We start from the raw sequence: 22,195 nt of genomic DNA, 5'->3' as shown, positions 1-22,195 counted from the left end.
CCTGCTCGCCGCGGATCTCGGACTTGGCGGCGGTGGTCTCGGCGTCGACGGTGCGGCGCTCGGCGAACGATTCGGCTTGCGCGTCGGCGACGGCCTCCCTGGCCTCTTCGGCCTCGGCCTGCGCGACCGCTTCGAGGCCGCCCGCCTCGCGGCGGTGCTTGGCCTGGGTCTGCTCCAGCTGGCCCTCCTGGGCCAGCTCGTCGTTGCCGGTCACGGCGCCGGCGACCTCCTTGGCCTTGCCCTTGATGGTGTCGACGAGGCCCTTGCGCGCCTGGTCCGCGGTGTTGCCGTCGGTCATGGTGTCCCTTCCTCGGACGTTCCCGGTGGTCGTGTGCCCCGAGTTCCTCGAATCGGGGCGTCGAAACCCGGTGTGAGCCGGTCGACGGATGCGGGGGACTACCATCGACGGCGTTGTGAAGACCGATTTCCGCCAACGTCTGTTCGATGCGCTCGAGGCGTCGATCGCTGCCGACGGGTATGCGAAGACGACGATCGCCGACGTCGTGCGACGCGCGCGGACGTCGCGCCGTACGTTCTACGAGCACTTCGCGGGCAAGGAAGAGTGCTTCATCGCGCTGCTGACCGAGGCCAATGCCCAGCAGATCCGCCAGATCACCGGGGCCGTCGACGCGGGTGCGCCGTGGGAGAAGCAGGTGCGCCAGGCGGTCGAGGCGTGGGTGGCGGCGATGGAGTCGCGGTCGGCGTTGATGCTGAGCTGGATTCGCGACGTCCCCGCCCTCGGCATGACGGCGCGGAGGTTGCAGCGGGAGGGCCTGGACCTGTTCGTGGACATGGTGCAGACGCTGGCCGGAGCGGAGGGCTTCCGGGCGGAGGGGGCGGGCCTGGTGTCGCGGCAGCGGCTCGTCATGCTGCTGGGCGGATTGCGTGAACTCACCGCGAGCACCGTCGAGAACGGGGGCCGCATGAGCGACGTCACCGAGGAGGCCGTGGCGGCGGCCGTCGCGCTGCTGCGTCCGGACGCCTGATGGGCCGTCCGGTGCGCCAGGCCCAGACGGCGCGCAGCGAACGCACCCGGGAGGCCCTGCGCCGCGCGGCGCTGGTGCGCTTCCTGGCCCAGGGGGTGGACGACACGTCCGCCGAGCAGATCGCCGCCGACGCCGGCGTCTCGCTGCGGACGTTCTATCGGCACTTCTCCTCCAAGCACGATCTGCTGTTCGCCGACTATGACGCGGGTCTGCACTGGTTTCGGGCTGCGTTGCAGCGTCAGCCTGGTGACCAGCCGCTGATCGACGCCGTCCACGCCGCCGTGTTGGCGGCGCCGTACGACGTGGACGCCGTCGCCACGATCGCCGACATGCGGGCGCAGGAACTGGATGCGGGACGCATCGTGCGGCACGTGCGTCAGGTCGAGGCGGACTTCGCCGAGGCCGTCGAGGAGTACCTGCTGCGGACGGGAGCGCCACTGCCCGGCAGCGACGAGCGGCTGCGCATCACGGTGACGGCTCGGTGCGTGGCGGCGGCGGTGTTCGGCGCCATGGAGGTGTGGATGCTGGATCCGAACCGCTCGCTGCCGGAGTTGGCGCGGTTGTGCCGGGCGGCGCTGGAGACCGTGGCGGCGGGTCTGGACGCATAGCGCCGCCAAGTTTCGTCAAATTTGACGAAACGCTGGTCGATCCGTGCGACCGTGGGGGCCATGACGGACTTCGACGCGATCGTCGTGGGCGCGGGCCACAACGGACTGACCGCGGCCACGCTGCTGCAGCGCGCCGGCCTGCGCACCCTGTGCGTGGATGCCAAACGCCATGCCGGCGGGATGGCCTCGACGGTGGAACTGTTCGACGGCTACCACTTCGAGATCGCCGGCTCGGTACAGATCCCCACGTCCGCAGAGGTCAGCCGCGAACTGGGACTCGACGCCCTGCCGACCGTGGACCTCGACGTGATGTCGGTGTCGTTCCGCGGCGTCGGCGACGAACCGCTGATCTACTACACCGATCCGATGCGTCTGATGACGCACCTCGACGAGGTGCACGGCTCCGAGACCGTCGCGGGCATGGCGGGTCTGATGGCCTGGTGCCAGGCTCCCGCCCGGGCGCTGGGGCGGTTCGAGGCCGACCGTCCCCCGCGCACGCTCGACGAGATGTATGCCTGCGCGACCAACGATTTCGAGCGCTCGACGATCACCGACCTGCTGTTCGGCTCGGTCACCGACGTCCTGGACCGGTACCTGCCGGATCGCAACAAGCACGGTGCGCTGCGGGGCATGCTCGCGTTGCTGGCGGTCAACACCACTTACCGCGGACCCGAAACCCCGGGCACTGCAGCGGCGTTGGCGTTCGGGTTCGCCGTGCCCGACGAGAATGCGCTGCTGGTCAAGAAGCTCCGCGGCGGCATCGGGGCGTTGACGACCCATCTGCGTGATGCGTTCACCGCGGCGGGCGGCGAGGTGCGCCTGCGCAGCCCCGTCGACGAGATCACCACCACCGGCGGTGCGGTGACCGGGATCCGACTGCACGACGGCACCGTCGTGACCGCGCCGGTGGTGGTGTCGGCCGTCGACCCCAGCCGCACGGTGACCGAACTGGTGGCCGCCGACGCCATCGACGCCGAGGTGCGCGCCCGGTACGCCCGCGTGGACCACCGGGGCAGCTACCTGCAGATGCACTTCGCGCTCGACGGCGTGCCCACCTTCGCCGCGCCCTACGAGTTGCTCAACGACCCGGCGATGCAGTCGAACATCGGGATCTTCAGCACGCCCGAGGAATTGCAGCAGCAGTGGGAGGATGCCCGCCGCGGCATCGTGCCCTCCGACCCCTCGATCGCGTTGCAGATCCCGTCGGTACACGATGCGAGCCTGGCGCCCGCGGGCAAGCACGCCGCGTCCGCCTTCTCGCTGTGGTTTCCCGTCCACCCCGGGGCCGAGGGTTACGGTGCCGCGAAGGTGGAGATGGGACGCCGCGTGATCGAGAAGATCTCCCGACTGGCACCGGACTTCGCCGACAGGGTGATTCGGCACACGACGTTCACGCCGCGCCACATGGCCACGATGTTCGGCGCCCCTGGCGGGGACTACTGTCACGGCCTCATCCACCCCGAACAGATGGGGCCCAACCGGCCGGGCCCCCGGGGCCACCTCGACCGGCCGCTATCGCTGGCGGGCCTCTACCTGGGCAGCGCCGGTTGTCACGGTGGGCCGGGCATCACGTTCGTTCCCGGCTTCAACGCGGCCAAGGCGGTGCTGGCCGGATGGCGGTTCGCCAGGTAGGTCAGTCGTCGGCAGGCCCCTCGGCCGTCGCGCCGCCCTCGTCGCTCCAGTCGGCGCGCTCCTCGGCGCCCTTGGCCGGATCGCTCTGTACGTCTTCACGGCCCTGCGGCCCGGAGTCCGAGGGCGCGGTCGTGGGATCGGGTGTGCTCACGGTCGGGTCGTACCCCGCCGTGGTGTCCCTCAATCTCGATGCGATTCGGACACATCTGGTTCGGATACGGTGAGGACGGCCTCCGCGACGTACGGGGTCTCTTCCAGTCGTCGTTCGAGCGCGCGCAAGGTGGTGGCCACCGAGGATTCGACGGCGTCACCGACCAGGTCGACACTGGCGATCACGAACAGCTGCTTGGGGCCGATGAACTCCGGCCGCAGGAAGCGCACCTCGGCGACCTCGGGGAAGTCGGCCAGGCGGGCCGTCAGTGCCTCGCGGATGCGCGGCGATCCGGGCTCCCCGGTGAGGAACTGGCGGTTGCGGTCGATGAGCACGACGGCGACCACGGCCAACAGCACGCCGACCAGGATCGACCCCACGGCGTCCCACACCACGGCCCCGGTCAGCTGGTGACCCAGTAGGCCGCCGAACGCGATCACGATGCCGATCAGTGCCGCGCTGTCCTCGGCGAACACCGCCCGCACCGTCGGGTCGGACGTGCGGAACGCGTAGTCCAGCACGTCGCTGTCGAATTCGTCTGCCTCACGGCGTAATTGACGCGTGGCCTGCAGCAGGGACGTTCCCTCGAGCACGAACGCGACGGCCAGCACCACGTAGGCCAGGCGGTAGTCCTCGGCACCGTCGGCGCCGTGCAGCAGCTCGGTGACGCCGCGCCAGACCGAGACGGCCGCACCCACCACGAAGAGTCCGATCGCGGCGAGCAGCGACCACACGTAGGCCTCCCGGCCGTACCCCAGCGGGCGGCGCTCGTCGGCTTGGCGCGCACTGCGGCGGTTGGCCACCAGCAGGAACACCTCGTTGCCGGTGTCGGCCCAGGAATGTGCCGCCTCGGCGCTCATCGAGGCCGACCCGGAGACCGTGGCCGCGAACGTCTTGGCCACCGCGATGGCCAGGTTGGCCGCGAAGGCGACGACGACGGTGAGGGTGCTCTCGTCGCTCGACTTCACCTCAGTCGGCGCGGTCGTTCAGCAACGCCATCCAGTTGCCGGGCACCCGGCCGCGCGGGCCGGGGACCGGCTGGTCGTCGGGGTGACTGTCGGGTGCCGCCAGCTCGGGACCGTCGTAGTAGGCGTTTTCCGAGTAGTCCCAGAACCAGTCCTCGCCCGGCTCGAACGACTGGATGATGGGGTGCCCGCTCTGGCGCCAGTGCGCCGAGGCGTGCCTGGCCAACGAGTCGTCACAGCAGCCCACGTGACCGCAGGCCGCGCACCGCCGCAGGTGCACCCACCAGCCGCCCGCGGCGTCGCACTCCACACACCCCGGGCCGCTCGGACCGACGGAGGGATCGACGGGATCGCTCATGCGACGAGCCTAGCCCCGAGCCGGCGGGGTGGGAGGTGGCGCGCCTACTCGTGCTCGCGCCAGGTCCGCTCGAACGGCAGCCGCCAGGCGTTCGGCGCGATCAGCTGGTGGATCGCGTTGGGGCCCCAGGTGCCCTGCGGGTAGGACTTGGCCGGTGGCGGATCTTCGAGGAGTTGCCTCGAACGCTCCCACAGGGATTCGATGCCCTCGGCGGTGGTGAACAGCGTGTGGTCGCCGCGCATCGCGTCCAGGATCAGCCGCTCGTAGGCTTCCAGCACGTCGCCGACGGTGTCGATCTCCTGCGTGGAGAACTGCATCGACATCTTGTCCAACTTCATGCCCGGCCCCGGCCGTTTGCCGTAGAACGACAGCGACACCTTCGAGTTGTCGGCCAGGTCGAACGTCAGGTGGTCCGGCCCCTGGGCGCCGACGCCGGACCCGGCGGGGAACATGGTCCGCGGCGCCTCCTTGAAGGCGATGGAGATGATGCGCATGCCCTCGGCCATCCGCTTGCCCGTGCGCAGGTAGATCGGGACGCCCGCCCAGCGCCAGTTGTCGATGCCGACCTTGAGCGCGATGAAGGTCTCGGTGTCGGAATCCCGTGCCACGCCGTCGAGTTCGCGGTAGCCCTGGAACTGGCCGCGTACCACGTCGTCACATCGGACGGGCAGCATCGAGCGGAACACCTTGTTCTTCTCCTCGCTGATGGCGCGTGGTTCCAGCGCCGTGGGCGGCTCCATCACCACGAAGGCCATCACCTGGAACAGGTGGGTCACCACCATGTCCTTGTAGGCACCGGTGCTCTCGTAGAAGTTCGCGCGCTGGTCCAGGCCCAGCATCTCGGGGATGTCGATCTGGATGTGGTCGATGAAGTTGCGGTTCCAGATGGGCTCGAACAGACCGTTGGCGAAGCGAAAGGCCAGGATGTTCTGCGCCGCCTCCTTGCCGAGGAAGTGGTCGATGCGGAAGATCTGCCGCTCGCGGAACGTCTGGTGGACGAAGTCGTTGAGGGCGACCGCGCTCGCGAGGTCGGTGCCGAACGGCTTCTCCATCACGACGCGGGAGCGCTGTACCAGATCGGCCTCGCGCAGCATCGTGATGACCGCGCGCGCCGCCTTGGGCGGGACCGAAAGATAGTGCAGCCGCTGTACTTCCGTGCCGGGCCTGGCCGTCGTGGCCAGTCGTTGCTCGGCCTCGGCGACGGCCGCCGCCAGCGCCTCGGGGCCCGCGCCCTGCGGTACGTACGTCAAGGTCTTCGAGAAGTTGGCCCACTGCTCGTCGGTGAGCTTGTGCGTGCCGTAGTCGTCGATGGCCTGTTTGGCCATCGCGCGGAACTCGTCGTCGGTGAGTTCCTCCAGTGACGTGCCGACGACTTGGATGTCGGGCGCCAACTCGGACTGGTCCAGGTAGGCCATGCCCGGGATCAGCTTGCGCTTGGCCAGGTCGCCCGTCGCGCCGAACAGCACGATGACGTGCGGGGCGAGCGCCTCGTCGTCGCGCCGATGCGGACGTGCGCCCATGGCCGGGTAGGCGATGGTCTGCGGGGTGTCGGTCACCGCAGCGATGTTTCCACCCAAGGGTGAACGGTGCACGACACCGGGCCCGGGCGTTGCGGCGTGCCCGAAACCGCGCACATCGGCGCATGCGCTGGCTACTGTCACTGCTCATGGCAGTCTCCGACTCACGTGAAGTGGTCATCGAAGCGACCCCGGCCGAGATCCTGGACGTCATCGCCGACGTCGAGTCGACGCCCAGCTGGTCGCCGCAGTACCAGCGGTCGGAGGTCGTGGAACGCTTCCCCGACGACCGCCCGAAGCGGGCGAAGATGACGGTGAAGGCCGCCGGGATCACCGACGAGCAGGTGATCGAGTACACCTGGACCGACAGCGGCGTGTCGTGGACGCTGGTGTCGTCCGGGCAGATGAAGGCACAGGACGCCGGCTACACGCTGACCCCGGACGGCGCGAGGACCAAGGTGCGATTCGACATGTCGATCGACCTGTCGGTGCCGCTGCCGGGGTTCATCGTCAAGCGCACCCTCAAGGGCGGGATGGAGACGGCCACCGACGGTCTGCGCAAGCAGGTGCTCAAGATCAAGAAGGGCGGCTGACGGTGGCGGTTTCGGCGGGCCGCGGTGTGGAGATCCTGCTGCCATGGCCGTGACGGAATCCCGCAGCATCACCATCGAAGCCACGCCCGAGGAGGTGCTCGCGGTGCTGTACGACCTCGAGTCGCTCGTCGAGTGGTCGTCGGCGCACCAGGAGGTGGAGATCCTGGAACGCGACGACGAAGGACGACCCAGCCGGTCGCGTCAGGTCGTCAAGATCGTCGGCGTGTCCGACGAGCAGATCCTGGACTTCCAGGTCTTCGACGACGGCGTGGGGTGGACCCTGGTGGAGTCGACCCAGCAGAAGGCGCAGGAGGCGCGCTACCGGTTGACACCCGACGGCGACGCGACCGTGGTGCACTTCGAGTTGATGGTGGACCTGCAGGCGCCGCTGCCGGGATTCCTGGTGAAGAAGGGGGCCAGCGGCCTGCTGGACACCGCGACCAAGGGGCTGCGCAAGCGCGTGCTGGAGAAGCAGAAGGCCGGCTAGGGGTTGCGCTCGTGGTGAGCGCAGGGGAATGGCGGCGTGTCCGGCACCGGTTGTGCCTGCCATGGCCACCGGAGTAGTCCTCGACCCCGACCGCACCGCGCCCAACCACGTCGACGCCGCCGTCGATCAGGCGCGCCGCGCCCACGACGCCGGCGTCCGGCAGGTGTGGATCGCGCAGCGATTCGACCACGACGCCATCGCCCTGGCAGGACACGTGGGCGCCGCCGTGCCGGGCCTCGGCGTCGGCACGTTCGTCGTCCCGGTCAATCCGCGGCATCCGCTGCTGATCGCCAGCCAGGCGCAGACCGCACAGGCGGCTGCCCATGGCAACTTCAGCCTGGGGCTGGGGCTGGGCGCGCATGCCGTGGAGCAGCGGGCCTTCGGCATCGCCTGGCCGAATCCCGTCGCCCGGTTGCGGGAGCACCTGCTGGTGCTGCGGTCGATCCTCGACACCGGCGCGGTGGCGTTTCACGGCGAGCAGTTCACCGCGGCCCCGGAGTGGCCGGTGACGGTCGCCGGTGGTGCGCACCTGCCGGTGTACGTGGCGGCCATGGGTCCGAAGGCGCTGCGCGTCACGGGTGAATTGGCCGACGGCACACTGCCGTACCTCGCCGGTCCCCGCACCATCGGCGAGTTCATCGTGCCCACCATCACGGCGGCGGCCGCGGCCGCGGGCCGGGCAGCCCCGAAGATCATCGCGGCGGTGCCGGTGCTGGTCACCGACGACGTCGACGCGGGCCGCGCAGCCGCGGCGGAGGTCTTGGGCTTCTACGCGACCATCCCCTCGTACGCCCGGGTCCTCGAACGGGAGGGCGTCGATTCGATCGTCGACGTCGCCGCGGTCGGCACCGCGCGTGACGTCGCCGCGCAGGCGCGGCGCTACCTGGACGCCGGGGCCGCCGACGTCGTGTTCAGCCCCATCGGGGCCGCGGAACCCCACGCGCTGGAAGCGGTGTGGGAGGTTGCCGCGAGCCTGTGACGGCCCATGCCTCGAAGGGCCTCGAAGGGCTTTGAAGTGTCTCGAAGGGCCTCGAAGGGCCTTGAAGGGCCTCGGAGTGCCTTGGAGTGTCTTGGAGTGTCTCGGACGGTCTAGGCCTTGAGCGCCCGTAGTCGCCGGACGGCCTCGTCCATGGTGTCGTCGCGTTTGCAGAACGCGAAGCGTACCAAGTGATTCCACTGGTCGAGGTGTGACGAGTGCGGGTCGCAGAAGGCCGACATGGGGATGGCGGCGACGCCGACCCGCTCCGGCAGTTCGGCGCAGAAGGCGGTGCTGTCGTGGTACCCCAGCGGGCGCGGGTCGGCGCACAGGAAGTACGTGCCGTGGCTGTCGTGTACGTCGAAACCGATGTCGCGCAACGCCGTCGACAACACGTCGCGGCGTCGCTCGAACGTGGCGCGCAGGTCGTCGACCCAGTGGTCCTCGTGGTCGAGCGCATGGGCGACGGCGGGTTGGAACGGTGCGCCGCCGACGTAGGTGAGGTACTGCTTGGCGGCGCGCACCCCCGCGATGAGTTCGGCGGGCCCGCAGGCCCACCCGATCTTCCATCCGGTGACGTTGAACATCTTGGCCGCACTGGAGACCGTGATGGTCCGCTGCGCCATGCCGGGGTAGGCGGCCAGGGGGCGGTGCCGGTGGCCGTCGAACGTGAGTGCCTCGTAGACCTCGTCGGTGATCACCAAGAGGTTCGCGGCGACGGCGATCTCGGCGATGGCGGCCAGTTCGGCGTCGCCGGCGACCATTCCGGTGGGGTTGTGGGGGGTGTTGACGATCAGTGCCCGGGTGCGCGGCGTGACGGTGGCCCGCAGCGCGTCGACGTCGATGGCGAATCCGCGGCCGTCGGCGACGAGCGGCACGGTGCGCCGGTGACAGCCTGCCATCGCGACGACGGGGGAGTAGGAGTCGTAGAACGGTTCGATGAGCACGACTTCCGATCCCGGCTCGACCAGGCCGATGACGGCGGCGGCGATGGCCTCGGTGGCGCCGGCGGTCACCAGGATCTCGGTGTCGGGGTCGTAGGTGACGCCGTGGCGCCGTTGCCGCTGCGCGGCGACGGCCTCCCGCAGGGCCGGGGTTCCCAGGCCGGGCGGGTACTGGTTGACTCCCGCCGCGATGGCCTCTTCGGCGACGGTGAGCATGGCGGCGGGGCCGTCCTCGTCGGGGAAGCCCTGTCCGAGGTTGACGGCGCCGACGCGTGCGGCCAGGGCCGACATCTCGGCGAAGATGGTCACCGCGTAGGGCTTGAGCCGTTCGACCGTCATGCCGTTCGAGCCTAGTGATGCCGAGGACCCCTCGTCGGGGGCCGGGGTTCAGGGCAAGGTCGGGGCGGGGTGCGGCAGGGGGTGGGCGCCGGCGGGCCGCAGCCCGTCGAAGATGATGCCGAGGTAGCGCTGCCACAGCAACGGGTCTGGGGCGGCGAGGTTTTCGACGGCATGCACCGGCGCGCACATCAGGAGGAAGACGTCGGCCTCGGTGATGTCGGTGCGGATGTCACCGGCCGCGCGCGCCCGCTCGACGAGCGTGCCGAGCGCGGTGTGGAGTTCGACGAACGCCTCGGTGACCCGCGGGTCGCCCGCGCTGGCGGTCTGCAGGAACGTCAGATCGTGCCGTTGGCGCTGATCGGCGGCGATCGTCAGGAACTCCAGCAGCGCGGCGCCGGGATCGGCTTCCGTGGCCAACCGCCGGGCGGCGTCGGCCAGCGCGGCGACGTGCTCGATCACGATGGCCGCGACGAGGTCTTCCTTGCTGGTGAAGTGCCGGAACACCGTTCCCTTGGCGACGCCGGCCCGGCGGGCGATGTCGGCGATCGAGGCCGATGGGCCGCGTTCGGCGAATTCCCGTTCGGCGGCGGCCAGTAGCGACTCGCGATTGCGCACGGCATCCGAGCGGGTGGGGCGAGGCGTTGGCACGCGACCAGGCTATCAAGTTGACCGATCGGTCATGTTGTGTCACCGTAAAGACAAGATGACCGATCGGTCATCTTTTGTCGACACGTCAGACACGGGAGATCGCATGAAGCTGCACGGCGCCACGGCCTTGGTCACGGGGGCGAACCGGGGAATCGGTCACCACTTCGCCGTCGAACTCCTCCGACGCGGAGCCAAGGTGTACGCGACGGCGCGTCGGCCGGAGCTGGTCGACGTGCCCGGTGCCGAGGTCGTGCGCCTCGACATCACCGACCAGGCGAGCGTCGATGCGGCCGCCGCCCGCGCCACCGACGTCGACGTGCTGATCAACAATGCCGCCGACACCGCGGGCGGGAACCTCGTCACCGGTGACCTGGCCGCCATCCGCTCGACCATGGACTCGAACTACTACGGGACCCTGGCCATGATCCGGGCGTTCGCGCCCGTCCTGGCGCGCAACGGCGGCGGCGCCATCCTCAACGTGCTGTCGGCGGCCGCATGGGCGACCGTCGGCGGCAACACCGCCTACGCGGCGGCGAAATCGGCCGAGTGGGGACTGACCAACGGGGTGCGGCTCGAACTGCAGCCGCAGGGCACCCTCGTCGCCGCGCTCGTGCCCGGCCTGGTGGGCACGCAGACACTGTTCGACTTCGTCGAACGGCAAGGCATCGACGTGCCCGAGGGCGTCGTGACGGATCCCGCCGACCTCGTCCGGCTGGCACTCGACGGTCTGGAGGCGGGCGACGTCGAGATCCTGGACACCCTCGGAGCCGAGGCCAAGGCGGCATTGGCGGGCCCGCCGCAGGCCTGGGCGCTGTAGCGAACGTGCCTGCGGCGTCAACGAACGTGCCTGCGGCGTCGGCGAACGTGCGTGCGGCGTGCGCGGCGGGAATGAAACCGGCGGCGCCGGGCTTGAGTCGATCATGACGTTCACGCTCGCCAGCGACGCAGCCCTGCTCCAGCCCGTCCAGATCGGGGCCGTGACCGCCAAGAACCGCATCTTCATGGCACCGCTGACCAGATCGCGCGCCGACGCCGACGGCACGCCGTCAGACCTGGCGGTGCGCTACTACGCCCAGCGCGCAGGCGCGGGCCTGATCATCACCGAGGCCACCGCGATCGCCAAGGAGGCCAACGGCGCCTACCTGAACACGCCGGGCAACTACACCGACGCGCACGAGCAGAAGTGGGCCGAGATCGCGGCTGCCGTGCACGCCGAGGGCGGCCGGATGTTCATGCAGCTGTGGCACGTCGGCCGCATGGCCCATCCCGACATCAGCGGTTCCGAGGTGGTCGCTCCGTCGGCCATCGCCGCGGACGTCACGACGCACACCCCGTCCGGGAAGCAGCCGCTGCCCGTGCCGCGGGCACTGGAGACCGACGAGATCGCGCCCATCGTGGCCCAGTTCCGCGCGGCGGCGCGGCGCGCGGTGGACGCCGGGCTCGACGGCGTCGAGATCCACTCGGCCAACGGGTACCTGCTGCACGAGTTCCTCTCCGACGTGGTGAATCAGCGCACCGACGCCTACGGCGGCTCGGACGAAAACCGCGCACGGTTCACCGCCGAGGTGGTCGAGGCCGTCGCCGCGGAGATCGGCGCCGACCGGGTGGGGCTGCGCATCTCGCCGGGGAACACCGCGGGCGACATGAACGAGATGGACACCGTCGGTGCGTACGAGGCGCTGCTCAACCGCATCGCCCCGCTGCAGCTGGCCTACCTGCATCTGCTCATCGACCCGTCGACCGCGACGTTCGGGGCCCTGCGCGCCATCTGGGACGGCCCGCTGGTGCTCAACACCGGCCGCGATCTGACCACCGACTTCTGCCAGATGGAGACGCTGGCGGGTTGGAAGGCGATCAGCGCGGCCGCCGTGGGCCGGGCCTTCCTCGCCAACCCGGATCTCATCGACCGGCTGCTGCTCGGTGCCGAACTCAACGTCCCGGACGTGTCCACGTTCTATGCGCCCGGTCCGCGCGGCTACGTCGACTACCCGACGTTGCAGGCGCTGCCGCAGGCCGAACCCGCCTGACACCACCGCCGCCGACCGGCCCCCGACGTGCCCGAACACCCGTGTGTTCGGGCACGTCTGCGTCGGGCCCCGGGGCGTGTCAACCCCAACCAAGCGGTTGGGCGAAGGCTGCTAGGCTCGCGGGTGCGAGGACTAGCCTCCACGCGGGCCGACGCATGGCCTGCCCACCACCTGAACAGGACCTGGAGAGTCAGACATGTCCGAAGAAGCCTTCATCTACGAGGCGATCCGCACCCCCCGCGGCAAGCAAAAGAACGGCTCGCTCAACGAGATCAAGCCCGTCAACCTCGTCGTAGGTCTGATCGAGGAGATCCGCGCCCGTTACCCCGACCTGAACGAGAACCAGATCAGCGACCTCATCCTCGGCGTGGTCTCGCCCGTCGGCGACCAGGGCGGCGACATCGCCCGCACGGCGGCCCTCGTCGCCAAGCTGCCCGAGACCACCGGCGGCTTCCAGCTCAACCGCTTCTGCGCCTCCGGCCTGGAGGCCGTGAACACCGCCGCGCAGAAGGTCCGGTCCGGCTGGGACGACCTGGTGCTCGCCGGTGGCGTCGAGTCGATGAGCCGCGTCCCCATGGGCTCCGACGGTGGCGCCTGGGCCAGCGATCCCGAGACCAACTACCGCATCGGCTTCGTCCCGCAGGGCATCGGCGCCGACCTGATCGCGACCATCGAGGGCTTCTCCCGCGAGGACGTCGACGCCTACGCGCTGCGCAGCCAGCAGAAGGCGGCCGCCGCGTGGTCGGGCGGCTACTTCGCCAAGTCGGTCGTGCCGGTTCGCGACCAGAACGGTCTGATCGTCCTCGACCACGACGAGCACATGCGCCCCGACACCACCCCCGAGGGCCTGGCCAAGCTGCGCACCGCGTTCGACGGCATCGGCGCCATGGGCGGCTTCGACGACGTGGCGCTGCAGAAGTACCACTCGGTCGAGAAGATCAATCACGTCCACACCGGTGGCAACAGCTCGGGCATCGTCGACGGCGCCGCCCTGGTGCTCGTCGGCAGCGAGGCGGCGGGCAAGGCCAACGGCCTGACGCCGCGCGCCCGCATCGTCGCCACCGCCACCAGCGGTGCGGACCCCGTGATCATGCTCACCGGCCCCACCCCGGCCACCCGCAAGGTGCTCGACCGCGCCGGCCTCACCGTCGACGACATCGACTTGTTCGAACTCAACGAGGCCTTCGCCTCGGTGGTGCTGAAGTTCCAGAAGGATCTCAACATCCCCGACGAGAAGCTCAACGTCAACGGCGGCGCCATCGCGATGGGCCACCCGCTGGGTGCCACCGGCGCCATGATCACCGGCACCATGGTCGACGAACTGGAGCGTCGCGGTGCCCGCCGGGCGCTGATCACGCTGTGCATCGGCGGCGGCATGGGCGTGGCCACCATCATCGAGCGCGTCTGACGCCGGGCATCCGAGAAGGGGACTGAAAAGACATGACAGAGAACACGATTCAGTGGGACCGCGATGCCGACGGCATCATCACCCTGACGTTGGACGACCCGACCGGCTCGGCCAACGTGATGAACGAGCACTACAAGGCGTCGATGCACACCACCGTCGAGCGACTCTTCGCCGAGCAGGAGGAGATCACCGGCGTGGTGATCACCAGTGCCAAGAAGACCTTCTTCGCCGGCGGTGACCTCAAGGGCATGCTGAAGGTCGGCCCGGACAACGCTGCCGAGGCGTTCGCCGAGGTCGAGGACATCAAGCGCGACCTGCGCACGCTGGAGACCCTGGGCAAGCCCGTCGTCGCGGCCATCAACGGTGCGGCCCTCGGCGGCGGCCTGGAGATCGCGCTGGCGTGTCACCACCGCATCGCCGCCGACGTCAAGGGTTCGGTGATCGGCCTGCCCGAGGTCACCCTCGGCCTGCTGCCCGGCGGTGGCGGTGTCACCCGCACCGTCCGGATGTTCGGCATCCAGAAGGCGTTCATGGAGATCCTCAGCCAGGGAACGCGGTTCAAGCCGGCCAAGGCCAAGGAAATCGGCCTGGTCGACGAGTTGGTGTCCTCGGTCGACGATCTGGTGCCCGCCGCCAAGAAGTGGATCAAGGCCAACCCCGATGCCCACACCCAGCCGTGGGATGCCAAGGGCTACAAGATGCCTGGCGGCACCCCGTCGCATCCCGCACTCGCCGCGATCCTGCCGTCGTTCCCGGCGTTGCTGCGCAAACAGCTCAAGGGTGCGCCCATGCCGGCGCCGCGGGCCATCCTCGACGCCGCCGTCGAGGGCGCACAGGTCGACTTCGACACGGCCAGCCGCATCGAGAGCCGGTACTTCGTATCGCTGGTCACCGGCCAGGTCGCGAAGAACATGATCCAGGCGTTCTTCCTGGACCTGCAGTACATCAACTCCGGCGGCTCGCGTCCCGACGGCATCGCCAAGCAGGAGATTCGCAAGATCGGCGTGCTCGGCGCAGGCATGATGGGCGCGGGCATCGCCTACGTCTCGGCCAAGGCCGGCTACGACGTGGTGCTCAAGGACGTGTCGCAGGAAGCCGCCGACAAGGGCAAGAACTACTCCGAGAAGCTCGAGGCCAAGGCACTGGAGCGCGGCCGCACCACGCAGGAGCGCAGCGACGCCCTGCTGGCCCGCATCCATCCGACCGCCGATCCGGCGGACCTCGCGGGCGTCGACTTCGTCATCGAGGCCGTGTTCGAGAACCAGGAACTCAAGCACAAGGTGTTCCAGGAGATCGAGGACATCGTCGAGCCCAATGCGCTGCTGGGGTCGAACACCTCCACGCTGCCGATCACCGGGCTGGCCACCGGCGTGAAGCGCCAGGAGGACTTCATCGGCATCCACTTCTTCTCGCCGGTCGACAAGATGCCCCTGGTCGAGATCATCAAGGGCGAGAAGACCTCCGACGAGGCGCTGGCCCGCGTGTTCGACTACACGCTGGCCATCGGCAAGACCCCGATCGTGGTCAACGACAGCCGCGGCTTCTTCACCAGCCGCGTCATCGGCACCTTCGTCAACGAGGCGCTCGCGATGCTGGGTGAGGGCGTCGCCCCCGCCAGCATCGAGCAGGCGGGTTCGCAGGCCGGCTACCCGGCGCCGCCGCTGCAGCTGTCCGACGAGCTGAACCTCGAGCTGATGCAGAAGATCGCCACCGAGACCCGCAAGGCCACCGAGGCCGCGGGCGGCACCTACGAGCCGCATCCGGCCGAGGTGGTCGTCAACAAGATGATCGAGATCGGCCGTCCGTCGCGACTCAAGGGTGCCGGGTTCTACGAGTACGTCGACGGCAAGCGCACCGGCCTGTGGGAGGGGCTCGCCGAGACGTTCGCCGCCGACGCCGGTGACATCCCGCTGCAGGACATGATCGACCGCATGCTGTTCGCCGAGGCGCTCGAGACGCAGAAGTGCCTCGACGAGGGCGTGCTCACGTCCACCGCCGACGCGAACATCGGCTCGATCATGGGCATCGGCTACCCGCCGTACACCGGCGGTTCGGCGCAGTTCATCGTCGGCTACGAGGGCGCGCACGGCATCGGCAAGCAGGCGTTCGTCGCCCGCGCCAAGGAACTGGCCGCCAAGTACGGCGAGCGGTTCACCCCGCCCGCTTCACTGGAGGGCTAGGTTCGCCTCGCCACCAGACGCACGTGTGCCCCACTCCCTCGGGAGTGGGGCACACGTGCGTCTGCTCGGCGTCGACTACTGGTCGGAGTCGCCGCCACCGTCGCTGCCCTTGCCGCCGCCACCGTCGGACGTGTCGCGAGCGGGCTTGTCGGCCTTGGTCTTTGCGGGGCCGCCCTTGGCGCTCGAAGCCGAGGCGGAACCGGACTTGACGCCCACCGACGCAGACCGGGTCGCCGACTTCTTCCCGGAGTCCGACGTGGCCGCGCCCTTGGACGTCGACTCCTTCTTGTGGTCGGTCGCGGACTCGTCGCCCCTGGGCTCGGTGGCTTTGGGCTCGGTGGCCTTGGGTTCGGTGGCCTTGGGTTCGGTGGCGCCGGGCTCGGCGGGGGGTGCGTCGGTGGTTCGGCCGTCGGGCGTCGGCACGCCGGGGGAGTTTCCGTCGGTCGACGCGGGATCCGTTGGCGCGAGTCCGGTCTCGGTACCGGATGGTTCACTCGAGCCGGCGCCTGCACCGGCGGATGCGACCGGCGGCGCAGCGGCGTCGGCGGACGGCGCCGCGAGCGCTGCGGTGCTGACGAGCGTGGCCGACGTGTCGGGTAGTGCAGCCGCCGACACGGAGGACGCACTAGGCGCAGGGGTCTTCAGCGCGTTGATGATGGCGTTGCGGATGAACTCGATCGTGCCCCCGGCATCGGTGAACTTGTGCAGCTGATCGATGGCGTTGAGCGCAACGTCGGCGAGGCCGTTCTGGATGGCGTTGATGGTGCCGACGACGTCGAGTCGCGACATCGCACCCAGCACGTTCTGAGTGCTGGTGACGACCTGCTGTACGAAGGGCGGCGTGCCGAACACGAAGCCGAGGCCGACGGTGGAGTCGATGGTGCCCAGCAGCAGGCTCAGGCTGAACTCGAACATCGCCGGAACGTAGGCCTGGCCCACCGCGAACGGCCGCTGTAGCGCGGGTGCCAGGGGAGTCCACGTGTTGAGGAGCAATTCCGTGACGGGGGCGAGGCCGTTGCCCATGAACACGTTGATGGCGCCGTTGATGTCGCCCGCGCGGATCAGTGGCTCCATCTGCTGCCACGTCGCGGGCAGTTCGCGGACGATCCGCTCGACACCGCTCTGCAAGCCCGCGGCGGCCTTGCCCAGTTGCGAGACGGTGTACTGCTGGTTGGCGACGATCTGGTTCAGGATCGGAAACGGGTTGGCGATCTCCTGCTTCATCCAGCCGTCGAACCAGGTGACCGCGTTGTCGACGACGGGTTTGAACACCACGAACGGGTTGTCGATCGAGGCCGCGAGCGCGACGTCACGTGATTGCGCGGTGGGGCTGTGGCCGGCGGCGTTGAGGGTGGCGGTCTGGGCTGTCATTTTCCGAAAGGGGCCATCCGCAGCTCACGGGGGTGCGCACCGGCGCGGCCGTCCAGGAAGTTGCCAGATTCCCGCGATCGCCGAGGCGAGGACGATCGAGGCAAACGCGGTGTCACGCGTTGACGGCGCCGCTCGTCGCGGTTGGATCTTGATGTGCCAGCGGATGCGCCCCGAGTGGCAATCCGCCTTCGGTGGGGACGGCTGGGTTGCCAGCGCCTTGACGGATCGGCCGACGATGTCCAGCCCGGGTTCCCACATGCTGAGACGGTGGCCGGGGGTGGCGATGCGCCGGTGCGTACGGAACCCCGTCGGTACGTCGACGTCTAGATCGGCGTCTGGGGCAACGTCTAGAAGGAACCCATGTCCGTCGAGAGCCAGTGCTCCGGGGTCATGAAGATGGACACGTGGGGCCCGAGGTTGGCCCTGGCGAAGGCGACGAAGCGCTCGGCAGCCTCGGGCTCGAGGTAGCGATGGGCCATTTCCTCTTCCTGCGCCTCGGTGCCGGGCTCGATGCGGTCGACCGGGCCGTCGACGGAGACGTAACGCGTGGTGGGCTCCACACGGTCGACCATGATCGAGAAGCGGCCGGCCGCTTCGATCAACCGGTGCTTGCGTGACCCGGTGCCGGTGCTGATCCACAGCTGGCCACCAGGGGAGTACTGGTACCAGATGGGGAGGGTCAGCGGCCCCCGGTCGGGGCTTGCGGCCACCGACAGTGCGCCCACGTGGGGCTCGGCCAGAAACGCCTCGCGTTCGTCCTTCGAGAGTGCCATGCCCCGAGGCTAACCACGCGCGAGACGGCGCGCTCGGCTCAGGCGGCGCGGTCCAGCCAGGTGTCGGTGACCTCGACGATGTCGAGGATGCCGGTGGAGAGATGACCGCCGAGGAAACTCGCGATGGTCCCACCGATGAGGGGGACGTTGACGACCACCTCCGCGGTGCCCGCCAGGTCGGTGCCGGGGGGCGCGGCGCGCAGGTGCACCGAGCCGCGGCCGGAGATGGGGGTCTTGCGGGCGTCGACGGCGATGGTGCCGACGGTCGCGCCGCCCGCCACCGCATGCCAGGTCTCGCGCTGTACCACGTGCATGGCGCCCAGGCGCAGCTTCTGCACCGGGCCCGGGAGCTGGTCGGCGCCGAAGTGCATGGACATCTCGACGGTGGTCGTGCCCGCGGCATCGGTGTGCAGCGCGTCGAGCGTCGGGGCGCCGACGTCGAAGTAGCCCAGCCGGAACTCCCAGTACGCGGGGTCGGCGAACGCCGCCCGAATGCTCTCGATCGGATGTGGCGACGACGCGGTGAGGTCCATGGATCGCGGCACGTCGCGGACGTTACCCGGGTTCGTGGCCGCCGGCGTGACTACGGCGGCGCCCACCACGACGACCGCGACGCGGCTCGCGACGAAATCGCATCCCGACGGGCGGTAGGGCAACGGTCGCCGAGCCTCGTCGCGAGGGGTGTGAAGACAGAGATCCGCAGGCACGTGCGGTTTTGGCAACTTCGCAACATTGTCCAAGGCAAGGTCCGGGCACGACACGTGAAAGTCATTGTGCGGCGAGTCTTCTGAGCCGCGATCTGCTCTGCTAGCTTGAGTTTTCATGTTGCACGCTGCCACCTCGAGCCGACGAAGGCCGGTGGCGGACTTGGATCCGCGTCATGTCGGGGTGCTGACCACCCGCGTCGGACACGCCGCGCCCTCACCGGACGACGCGGCACCGCGCCACCGCGGCATGGCCGTCGTCGTTCGCGATCAGTTCCGCTCGCACGCGGCGTGTAGCTGCGGTTGGTCGGCTCGCGCGCACCTGATGCGCAGCGTGGCGGTACACGAGGCACTGATGCACGCCGCGGTGGCGGGCTGCCGGCCCGCGGTGCCACTGGTCCTCTAGCGCCGCCGGCGTCCTGAAGCAGATCAGCCCGAAAAGCAGGTCCGCCCAAAAGAATTGTGCGACATGCCACGAGGGCCGCACACCGATGGTGTGCGGCCCTCGTGGCATGTCGCGCGCCCGTCAGATCAACGGGATGCCCGGCGTCAGGTCCGGTGGTGGCGGCAGTCCCAGCGGGTTGAGCGGGTTGATCGCCGGCGGCGGCGGCAACTGCGGCGCGGGCAGGTTGGACAGCGCACCCGCCGTGGCGGCGGCGGCTCCCGCGGCGGCAGCCGGTGCGGCGGCGCCCGGCAGATTGATCGGGAAGCTGGGGTTGATCGGGAAGCTCGGGTTCAGGTTCGGCACGAGCTGCAGGCCGACGCTGGGCAGCACCAGGTCCGGCAGGTAGACGGTGCCGAGACTGGGAATGCCGGGAAGGCCGCCCGCGCCCAGGTTGGGCAGGCCCGCGCCCGCACCGCCACCGCCGCCCGTGGCGGCCGCCAGCGACGGTGGCGGAGGCAGCGCCTGGAGCTGCTTGCTGATCCCCGACAGCAGGTCGACGCACTGCTTGTTCTCGCTGTCGACGACGGTGCCATCGGGGCAGCTCACGGTGTCCGCTGAGCTGACGGCGGGAACGACGACCGTCGCAAACGCCATGGGTGCAGCGGTCAGGGCCGAGCCCGACAACACTGTGAGCAAAAGCCGTCTCGTGCGAGCGGTCATGAGAATCCCCAAGAATGATTTCGAAGCATGATGATCAAGGAACGGTTACGAGTGTAGACAATTGTGGCCCACGGCGGCGGGGCTGACAACATTCCGGCAAACGGAATGATTATCAGGCCCGCGGTAGCTGTCAGCGAACCGGGGTCGTCCGAGGCCGTCGACGTGGTGCGCCCGCCCGCCTACAGTGGGGTGCCGTGCGCTTCGGACTCTTCATTCCGCAGGGTTGGCGGCTCGATCTCGTCGACATTCCCCCTCAAGACCATTGGGCCGTAATGCGTGATCTCGCAGCGCATGCCGACGCGGGGCCGTGGGATTCCCTGTGGGTCTACGACCACTTCCACACCGTTCCGGTGCCCACCGACGAGGCCACCCACGAGGCGTGGTCGTTGATGGCGGCATACGCGGCAACGACCTCGCGGATCGAGCTGGGGCAGATGTGCACCGCGATGAGCTACCGCAACCCGGTGTACCTGGCCAAGGTGGCCGCCACCGTCGACGTGATCTCCGGCGGCCGGGTGCAGATGGGCATCGGCGGCGGCTGGTATGAGCACGAATGGCGCGCCTACGGCTACGGCTTCCCGTCGGCGGGTGAACGGCTGGCCCGGCTCGACGAGGGTGTTCAGATCATGCGCGCGGCCTGGCGCGACGGGCGAGTGAGTCTCGACGGCAGGCACTACCAGGCGGACGACGCCATCGTCAACCCAAAGCCGTTGCAGGAGAACGGTATTCCGCTGTGGATCGCGGGGGGCGGGGAGAAGGTGACGCTGCGCATCGCCGCGAAGTACGCGCAGTACACCAACTTCTCCTGTGAGCCCGAGACGTTCCGGCACAAGTCCGGCGTGTTGGCCGACCACTGTCGCGACGTCGGCACCGACTTCGGCGCCATCGTGCGCTCGGCGAACCTCAACGCCGTGGTGGGGGCCACGGAGGCCGAGGTGGCCGAGCGCGTCGAGCGCATCAGGTCTCGGCAGGTGGCCAAGGCGGCCCCCGAGGCGGTCGACGCCATGCTGGCCAACGTGACCGCACCCGAATCGGCGACCGGTACCCCCGAGCAGATCGTCGAACGGCTCTCGCGGCTGGCCGATCTGGGCTGCGAGTACGCCATCCTGTACTTCCCGGAAGCGGCCTACGACCGCTCCGGCATCGAGCTGTTCGAGCGCGAGGTCATCCCCGCGCTGCGCTGACGGCCGCGGGCGGGGCGTGGCAACGTCGTGGCAGTGCCTGCAGCGGGGTGGCATCAACCCCGGGGGAGCGACGCTTCAGCAATCGAATGTTTCTCCAATTGAGCCTTTCACGGCCGGCGTTCCGACCAAGGGTATGTTAATTTTAGTCGCCGTCAATTAGCTGAGTCGGCGACGACGTGCGCAAGGTGCAGCACGCGGTCTCCGCGTGGCTCGCCCACGGGTTTCCAACGTCCTTGACTCTGCAACCACCTGTTATTTGACGTCGGCAAAAATTTGGCTGGTCCGGCAACGCGCCGTTTACGCTCGCGTCGACAACCGCACGACACTCGTCCCCAGCAACCACCGGGCGCGCGCCGAGCGGACATCGCGGAGCGTTCTGGACATCGGTGCCGACGGGCACCGATGCCGGTGGTTGGGCTCCCCGCGCCCTCGGGCGGTGACACACGCAGGTCGGGACCGACGACGCTCAAACAACGGCGCGCCGTCGGCTCGACCCTCGGTACTGGGAGACGGATCGCCATGTGTTCGAGCACGCCCAAGCACAGACCATCGGGACTGCCCACCCGCACGTCGACGCACGATCAGTGGCCGGTCGCCATCGGCGGGCCACGCCATGCGGCCAAGGCCACCACCTACGCCAGGTACGTCGGCCGAGTCGGCGCGCTCGCCGTCTCCCTGGGCGTGGGCATGGCGATGGCCAAGGGAGTCGCCCACGCCGAGCCCGCGTCGGAGTCGTCGGACTCCGCGACGGCAGGCGCTGCAGGCGGGGGTGCATCGACTGCGGGTGCGGGAGCGGCCAGCCAATCGAACGCCGAATCGAACACCGAATCGAACACGGACACCAGCACCGGCATCAACGTGGGCGCCGGTAGCGGCACGGGGGTCGGCAGCGGTACGGCCACGGACACCCCGCCGCGGTCCGGGTCCTCGACCCCCGCCACCTCGAGTGACGACCGAGTGCCCGCGATGAACGTCAGCAGCTCCGGCGGCGCTCACACCTCGACGCATTCGACCACCAAGGACGTGCCCGAGAAGGACGCCGCACCAACCGAATCCGAGGCCCCAGCCCTGCCGGAGGGCCCCCCGTCCCAGCCGGTCCCCACCCAGCCGGCGGGGCCCACCGGAACGACGGACCCGACCGGCGGCACGGCACCCACCGCCGCGCCGGAAACCGCAGGCGAGCGCCCGGCCGAGGGGGCCGCGCCCGAGCAGGCGGCCGCCAAGGACGGACCCGCCCGC

General features: G+C 69.5%; 23 protein-coding genes and 1 pseudogene. 13 read left to right on the top strand and 11 right to left on the bottom strand.

The features are described 5' to 3' along the window. The coding region (locus AC30CM_RS24760; protein WP_490119563.1) for a CsbD family protein at positions 1 to 298 on the bottom strand (298 nt) is incomplete at its 3' end. A gap of 88 nt (positions 299 to 386) precedes the next feature. Here AC30CM_RS24760 and AC30CM_RS24755 point away from each other — a divergent pair. Genes AC30CM_RS24755 through AC30CM_RS24745 form a run of 3 tightly spaced genes read left to right on the top strand, consistent with a single transcriptional unit; the run spans position 387 to position 3,226 of the window. After that, a complete protein-coding gene (locus AC30CM_RS24755) occupies positions 387 to 986 on the top strand; it encodes a TetR/AcrR family transcriptional regulator (RefSeq protein WP_490119562.1) in 600 nt (199 codons plus the stop codon). Further along, positions 986 to 1,594, top strand: coding sequence for a TetR/AcrR family transcriptional regulator (locus AC30CM_RS24750; protein ID WP_490119561.1), 609 nt, complete (start codon positions 986 to 988; stop codon positions 1,592 to 1,594). Before AC30CM_RS24755 ends, AC30CM_RS24750 begins: the two co-directional genes overlap by 1 nt. A 60-nt stretch (positions 1,595 to 1,654) precedes the next feature. Further along, positions 1,655 to 3,226, top strand: a complete 1,572-nt coding sequence (locus tag AC30CM_RS24745) for a phytoene desaturase family protein (protein WP_490119560.1) — start codon at positions 1,655 to 1,657, stop codon at positions 3,224 to 3,226. Position 3,227: 1 nt separating this feature from the next. Here AC30CM_RS24745 and AC30CM_RS24740 read toward each other — a convergent pair whose 3' ends face one another. Genes AC30CM_RS24740 through zwf form a run of 4 tightly spaced genes read right to left on the bottom strand, consistent with a single transcriptional unit; the run spans position 3,228 to position 6,220 of the window. Beyond that, a complete protein-coding gene (locus AC30CM_RS24740; protein WP_490119559.1) occupies positions 3,228 to 3,377 on the bottom strand; it encodes a hypothetical protein in 150 nt (49 codons plus the stop codon). A gap of 29 nt (positions 3,378 to 3,406) precedes the next feature. Continuing rightward, entirely contained in the window at positions 3,407 to 4,345 is a 939-nt protein-coding gene (locus AC30CM_RS24735) for a cation diffusion facilitator family transporter (RefSeq protein WP_490119558.1), read from the bottom strand. A 1-nt stretch (position 4,346) separates the two neighbouring features. Further along, positions 4,347 to 4,700 (bottom strand): UBP-type zinc finger domain-containing protein, encoded by a 354-nt coding sequence (locus AC30CM_RS24730; protein WP_490119557.1) that lies wholly within the window; start codon positions 4,698 to 4,700, stop codon positions 4,347 to 4,349. A 44-nt stretch (positions 4,701 to 4,744) separates the two neighbouring features. Beyond that, on the bottom strand, positions 4,745 to 6,220 hold the full coding sequence (gene zwf / locus AC30CM_RS24725) for a glucose-6-phosphate dehydrogenase (protein ID WP_490119564.1): 1,476 nt from the start codon (positions 6,218 to 6,220) through the stop codon (positions 4,745 to 4,747). A 146-nt stretch (positions 6,221 to 6,366) separates the two neighbouring features. On the opposite strand from zwf, the gene AC30CM_RS24720 reads away from it, so the two are divergent. The 3 genes from AC30CM_RS24720 to AC30CM_RS24710 all read left to right on the top strand — a co-directional run bounded on the left by AC30CM_RS24720 (position 6,367) and on the right by AC30CM_RS24710 (position 8,276). Continuing rightward, a complete protein-coding gene (locus AC30CM_RS24720) occupies positions 6,367 to 6,810 on the top strand; it encodes an SRPBCC family protein (protein WP_490119556.1) in 444 nt (147 codons plus the stop codon). Between the two features lie 43 nt (positions 6,811 to 6,853). Next, positions 6,854 to 7,297 carry an SRPBCC family protein gene (locus AC30CM_RS24715; protein ID WP_490119555.1) on the top strand — a complete coding sequence of 148 codons (444 nt, stop codon included), beginning with the start codon at positions 6,854 to 6,856 and terminating at the stop codon, positions 7,295 to 7,297. A 61-nt stretch (positions 7,298 to 7,358) separates the two neighbouring features. After that, on the top strand, positions 7,359 to 8,276 hold the full coding sequence (locus AC30CM_RS24710) for a TIGR03564 family F420-dependent LLM class oxidoreductase (RefSeq protein ID WP_490119554.1): 918 nt from the start codon (positions 7,359 to 7,361) through the stop codon (positions 8,274 to 8,276). A 110-nt stretch (positions 8,277 to 8,386) separates the two neighbouring features. Here AC30CM_RS24710 and AC30CM_RS24705 read toward each other — a convergent pair whose 3' ends face one another. Continuing rightward, on the bottom strand, positions 8,387 to 9,556 hold the full coding sequence (locus tag AC30CM_RS24705; protein WP_490119553.1) for a pyridoxal phosphate-dependent aminotransferase: 1,170 nt from the start codon (positions 9,554 to 9,556) through the stop codon (positions 8,387 to 8,389). 48 nt (positions 9,557 to 9,604) lie between these two features. Then, entirely contained in the window at positions 9,605 to 10,204 is a 600-nt protein-coding gene (locus tag AC30CM_RS24700) for a TetR/AcrR family transcriptional regulator (RefSeq protein ID WP_490119552.1), read from the bottom strand. Between the two features lie 103 nt (positions 10,205 to 10,307). On the opposite strand from AC30CM_RS24700, the gene AC30CM_RS24695 reads away from it, so the two are divergent. The 4 genes from AC30CM_RS24695 to AC30CM_RS24680 all read left to right on the top strand — a co-directional run bounded on the left by AC30CM_RS24695 (position 10,308) and on the right by AC30CM_RS24680 (position 15,819). After that, positions 10,308 to 11,021 carry an SDR family NAD(P)-dependent oxidoreductase gene (locus tag AC30CM_RS24695; RefSeq protein WP_490119551.1) on the top strand — a complete coding sequence of 238 codons (714 nt, stop codon included), beginning with the start codon at positions 10,308 to 10,310 and terminating at the stop codon, positions 11,019 to 11,021. Between the two features lie 103 nt (positions 11,022 to 11,124). Then, positions 11,125 to 12,231 carry an alkene reductase gene (locus AC30CM_RS24690; RefSeq protein ID WP_490119550.1) on the top strand — a complete coding sequence of 369 codons (1,107 nt, stop codon included), beginning with the start codon at positions 11,125 to 11,127 and terminating at the stop codon, positions 12,229 to 12,231. A 196-nt stretch (positions 12,232 to 12,427) separates the two neighbouring features. Continuing rightward, a complete protein-coding gene (locus tag AC30CM_RS24685) occupies positions 12,428 to 13,639 on the top strand; it encodes an acetyl-CoA C-acetyltransferase (RefSeq protein ID WP_490119549.1) in 1,212 nt (403 codons plus the stop codon). A 32-nt stretch (positions 13,640 to 13,671) separates the two neighbouring features. Beyond that, entirely contained in the window at positions 13,672 to 15,819 is a 2,148-nt protein-coding gene (locus tag AC30CM_RS24680; RefSeq protein ID WP_490119548.1) for a 3-hydroxyacyl-CoA dehydrogenase NAD-binding domain-containing protein, read from the top strand. Between the two features lie 75 nt (positions 15,820 to 15,894). Here AC30CM_RS24680 and AC30CM_RS24675 read toward each other — a convergent pair whose 3' ends face one another. From AC30CM_RS24675 to AC30CM_RS24665, 3 genes are all read right to left on the bottom strand, one after another. Next, positions 15,895 to 17,190 carry a hypothetical protein gene (locus tag AC30CM_RS24675; RefSeq protein WP_490119547.1) on the bottom strand — a complete coding sequence of 432 codons (1,296 nt, stop codon included), beginning with the start codon at positions 17,188 to 17,190 and terminating at the stop codon, positions 15,895 to 15,897. 347 nt (positions 17,191 to 17,537) lie between these two features. Continuing rightward, entirely contained in the window at positions 17,538 to 17,963 is a 426-nt protein-coding gene (locus tag AC30CM_RS24670) for a pyridoxamine 5'-phosphate oxidase family protein (protein WP_490119546.1), read from the bottom strand. A 38-nt stretch (positions 17,964 to 18,001) separates the two neighbouring features. Beyond that, the gene (locus AC30CM_RS24665; RefSeq protein WP_490119545.1) at positions 18,002 to 18,508 is read right to left on the bottom strand and encodes a DUF2505 domain-containing protein; all 507 of its coding nucleotides are present in this window, start codon (positions 18,506 to 18,508) and stop codon (positions 18,002 to 18,004) included. A gap of 313 nt (positions 18,509 to 18,821) precedes the next feature. Here AC30CM_RS24665 and AC30CM_RS24660 point away from each other — a divergent pair, with 313 nt between their 5' ends. Then, positions 18,822 to 19,073 carry a hypothetical protein gene (locus AC30CM_RS24660; protein WP_490119544.1) on the top strand — a complete coding sequence of 84 codons (252 nt, stop codon included), beginning with the start codon at positions 18,822 to 18,824 and terminating at the stop codon, positions 19,071 to 19,073. A 120-nt stretch (positions 19,074 to 19,193) separates the two neighbouring features. On the opposite strand, the gene AC30CM_RS24655 is transcribed toward AC30CM_RS24660, so the two are convergent. Next, the gene (locus tag AC30CM_RS24655; RefSeq protein WP_490119543.1) at positions 19,194 to 19,706 is read right to left on the bottom strand and encodes a hypothetical protein; all 513 of its coding nucleotides are present in this window, start codon (positions 19,704 to 19,706) and stop codon (positions 19,194 to 19,196) included. Between the two features lie 260 nt (positions 19,707 to 19,966). Here AC30CM_RS24655 and AC30CM_RS24650 point away from each other — a divergent pair, with 260 nt between their 5' ends. Next, positions 19,967 to 20,956 (top strand): LLM class F420-dependent oxidoreductase, encoded by a 990-nt coding sequence (locus AC30CM_RS24650; RefSeq protein WP_490119542.1) that lies wholly within the window; start codon positions 19,967 to 19,969, stop codon positions 20,954 to 20,956. A gap of 519 nt (positions 20,957 to 21,475) precedes the next feature. Continuing rightward, positions 21,476 to 22,195: pseudogene (locus tag AC30CM_RS24645) on the top strand (hypothetical protein); the annotation flags it as partial.

It is taken from the genome of Mycobacterium sp. DHQP2018-32-09, assembly GCF_058148405.1.
Note: the sequence above shows the minus strand (reverse complement) of the source record. Positions and strands in the feature narration are given on the sequence as shown.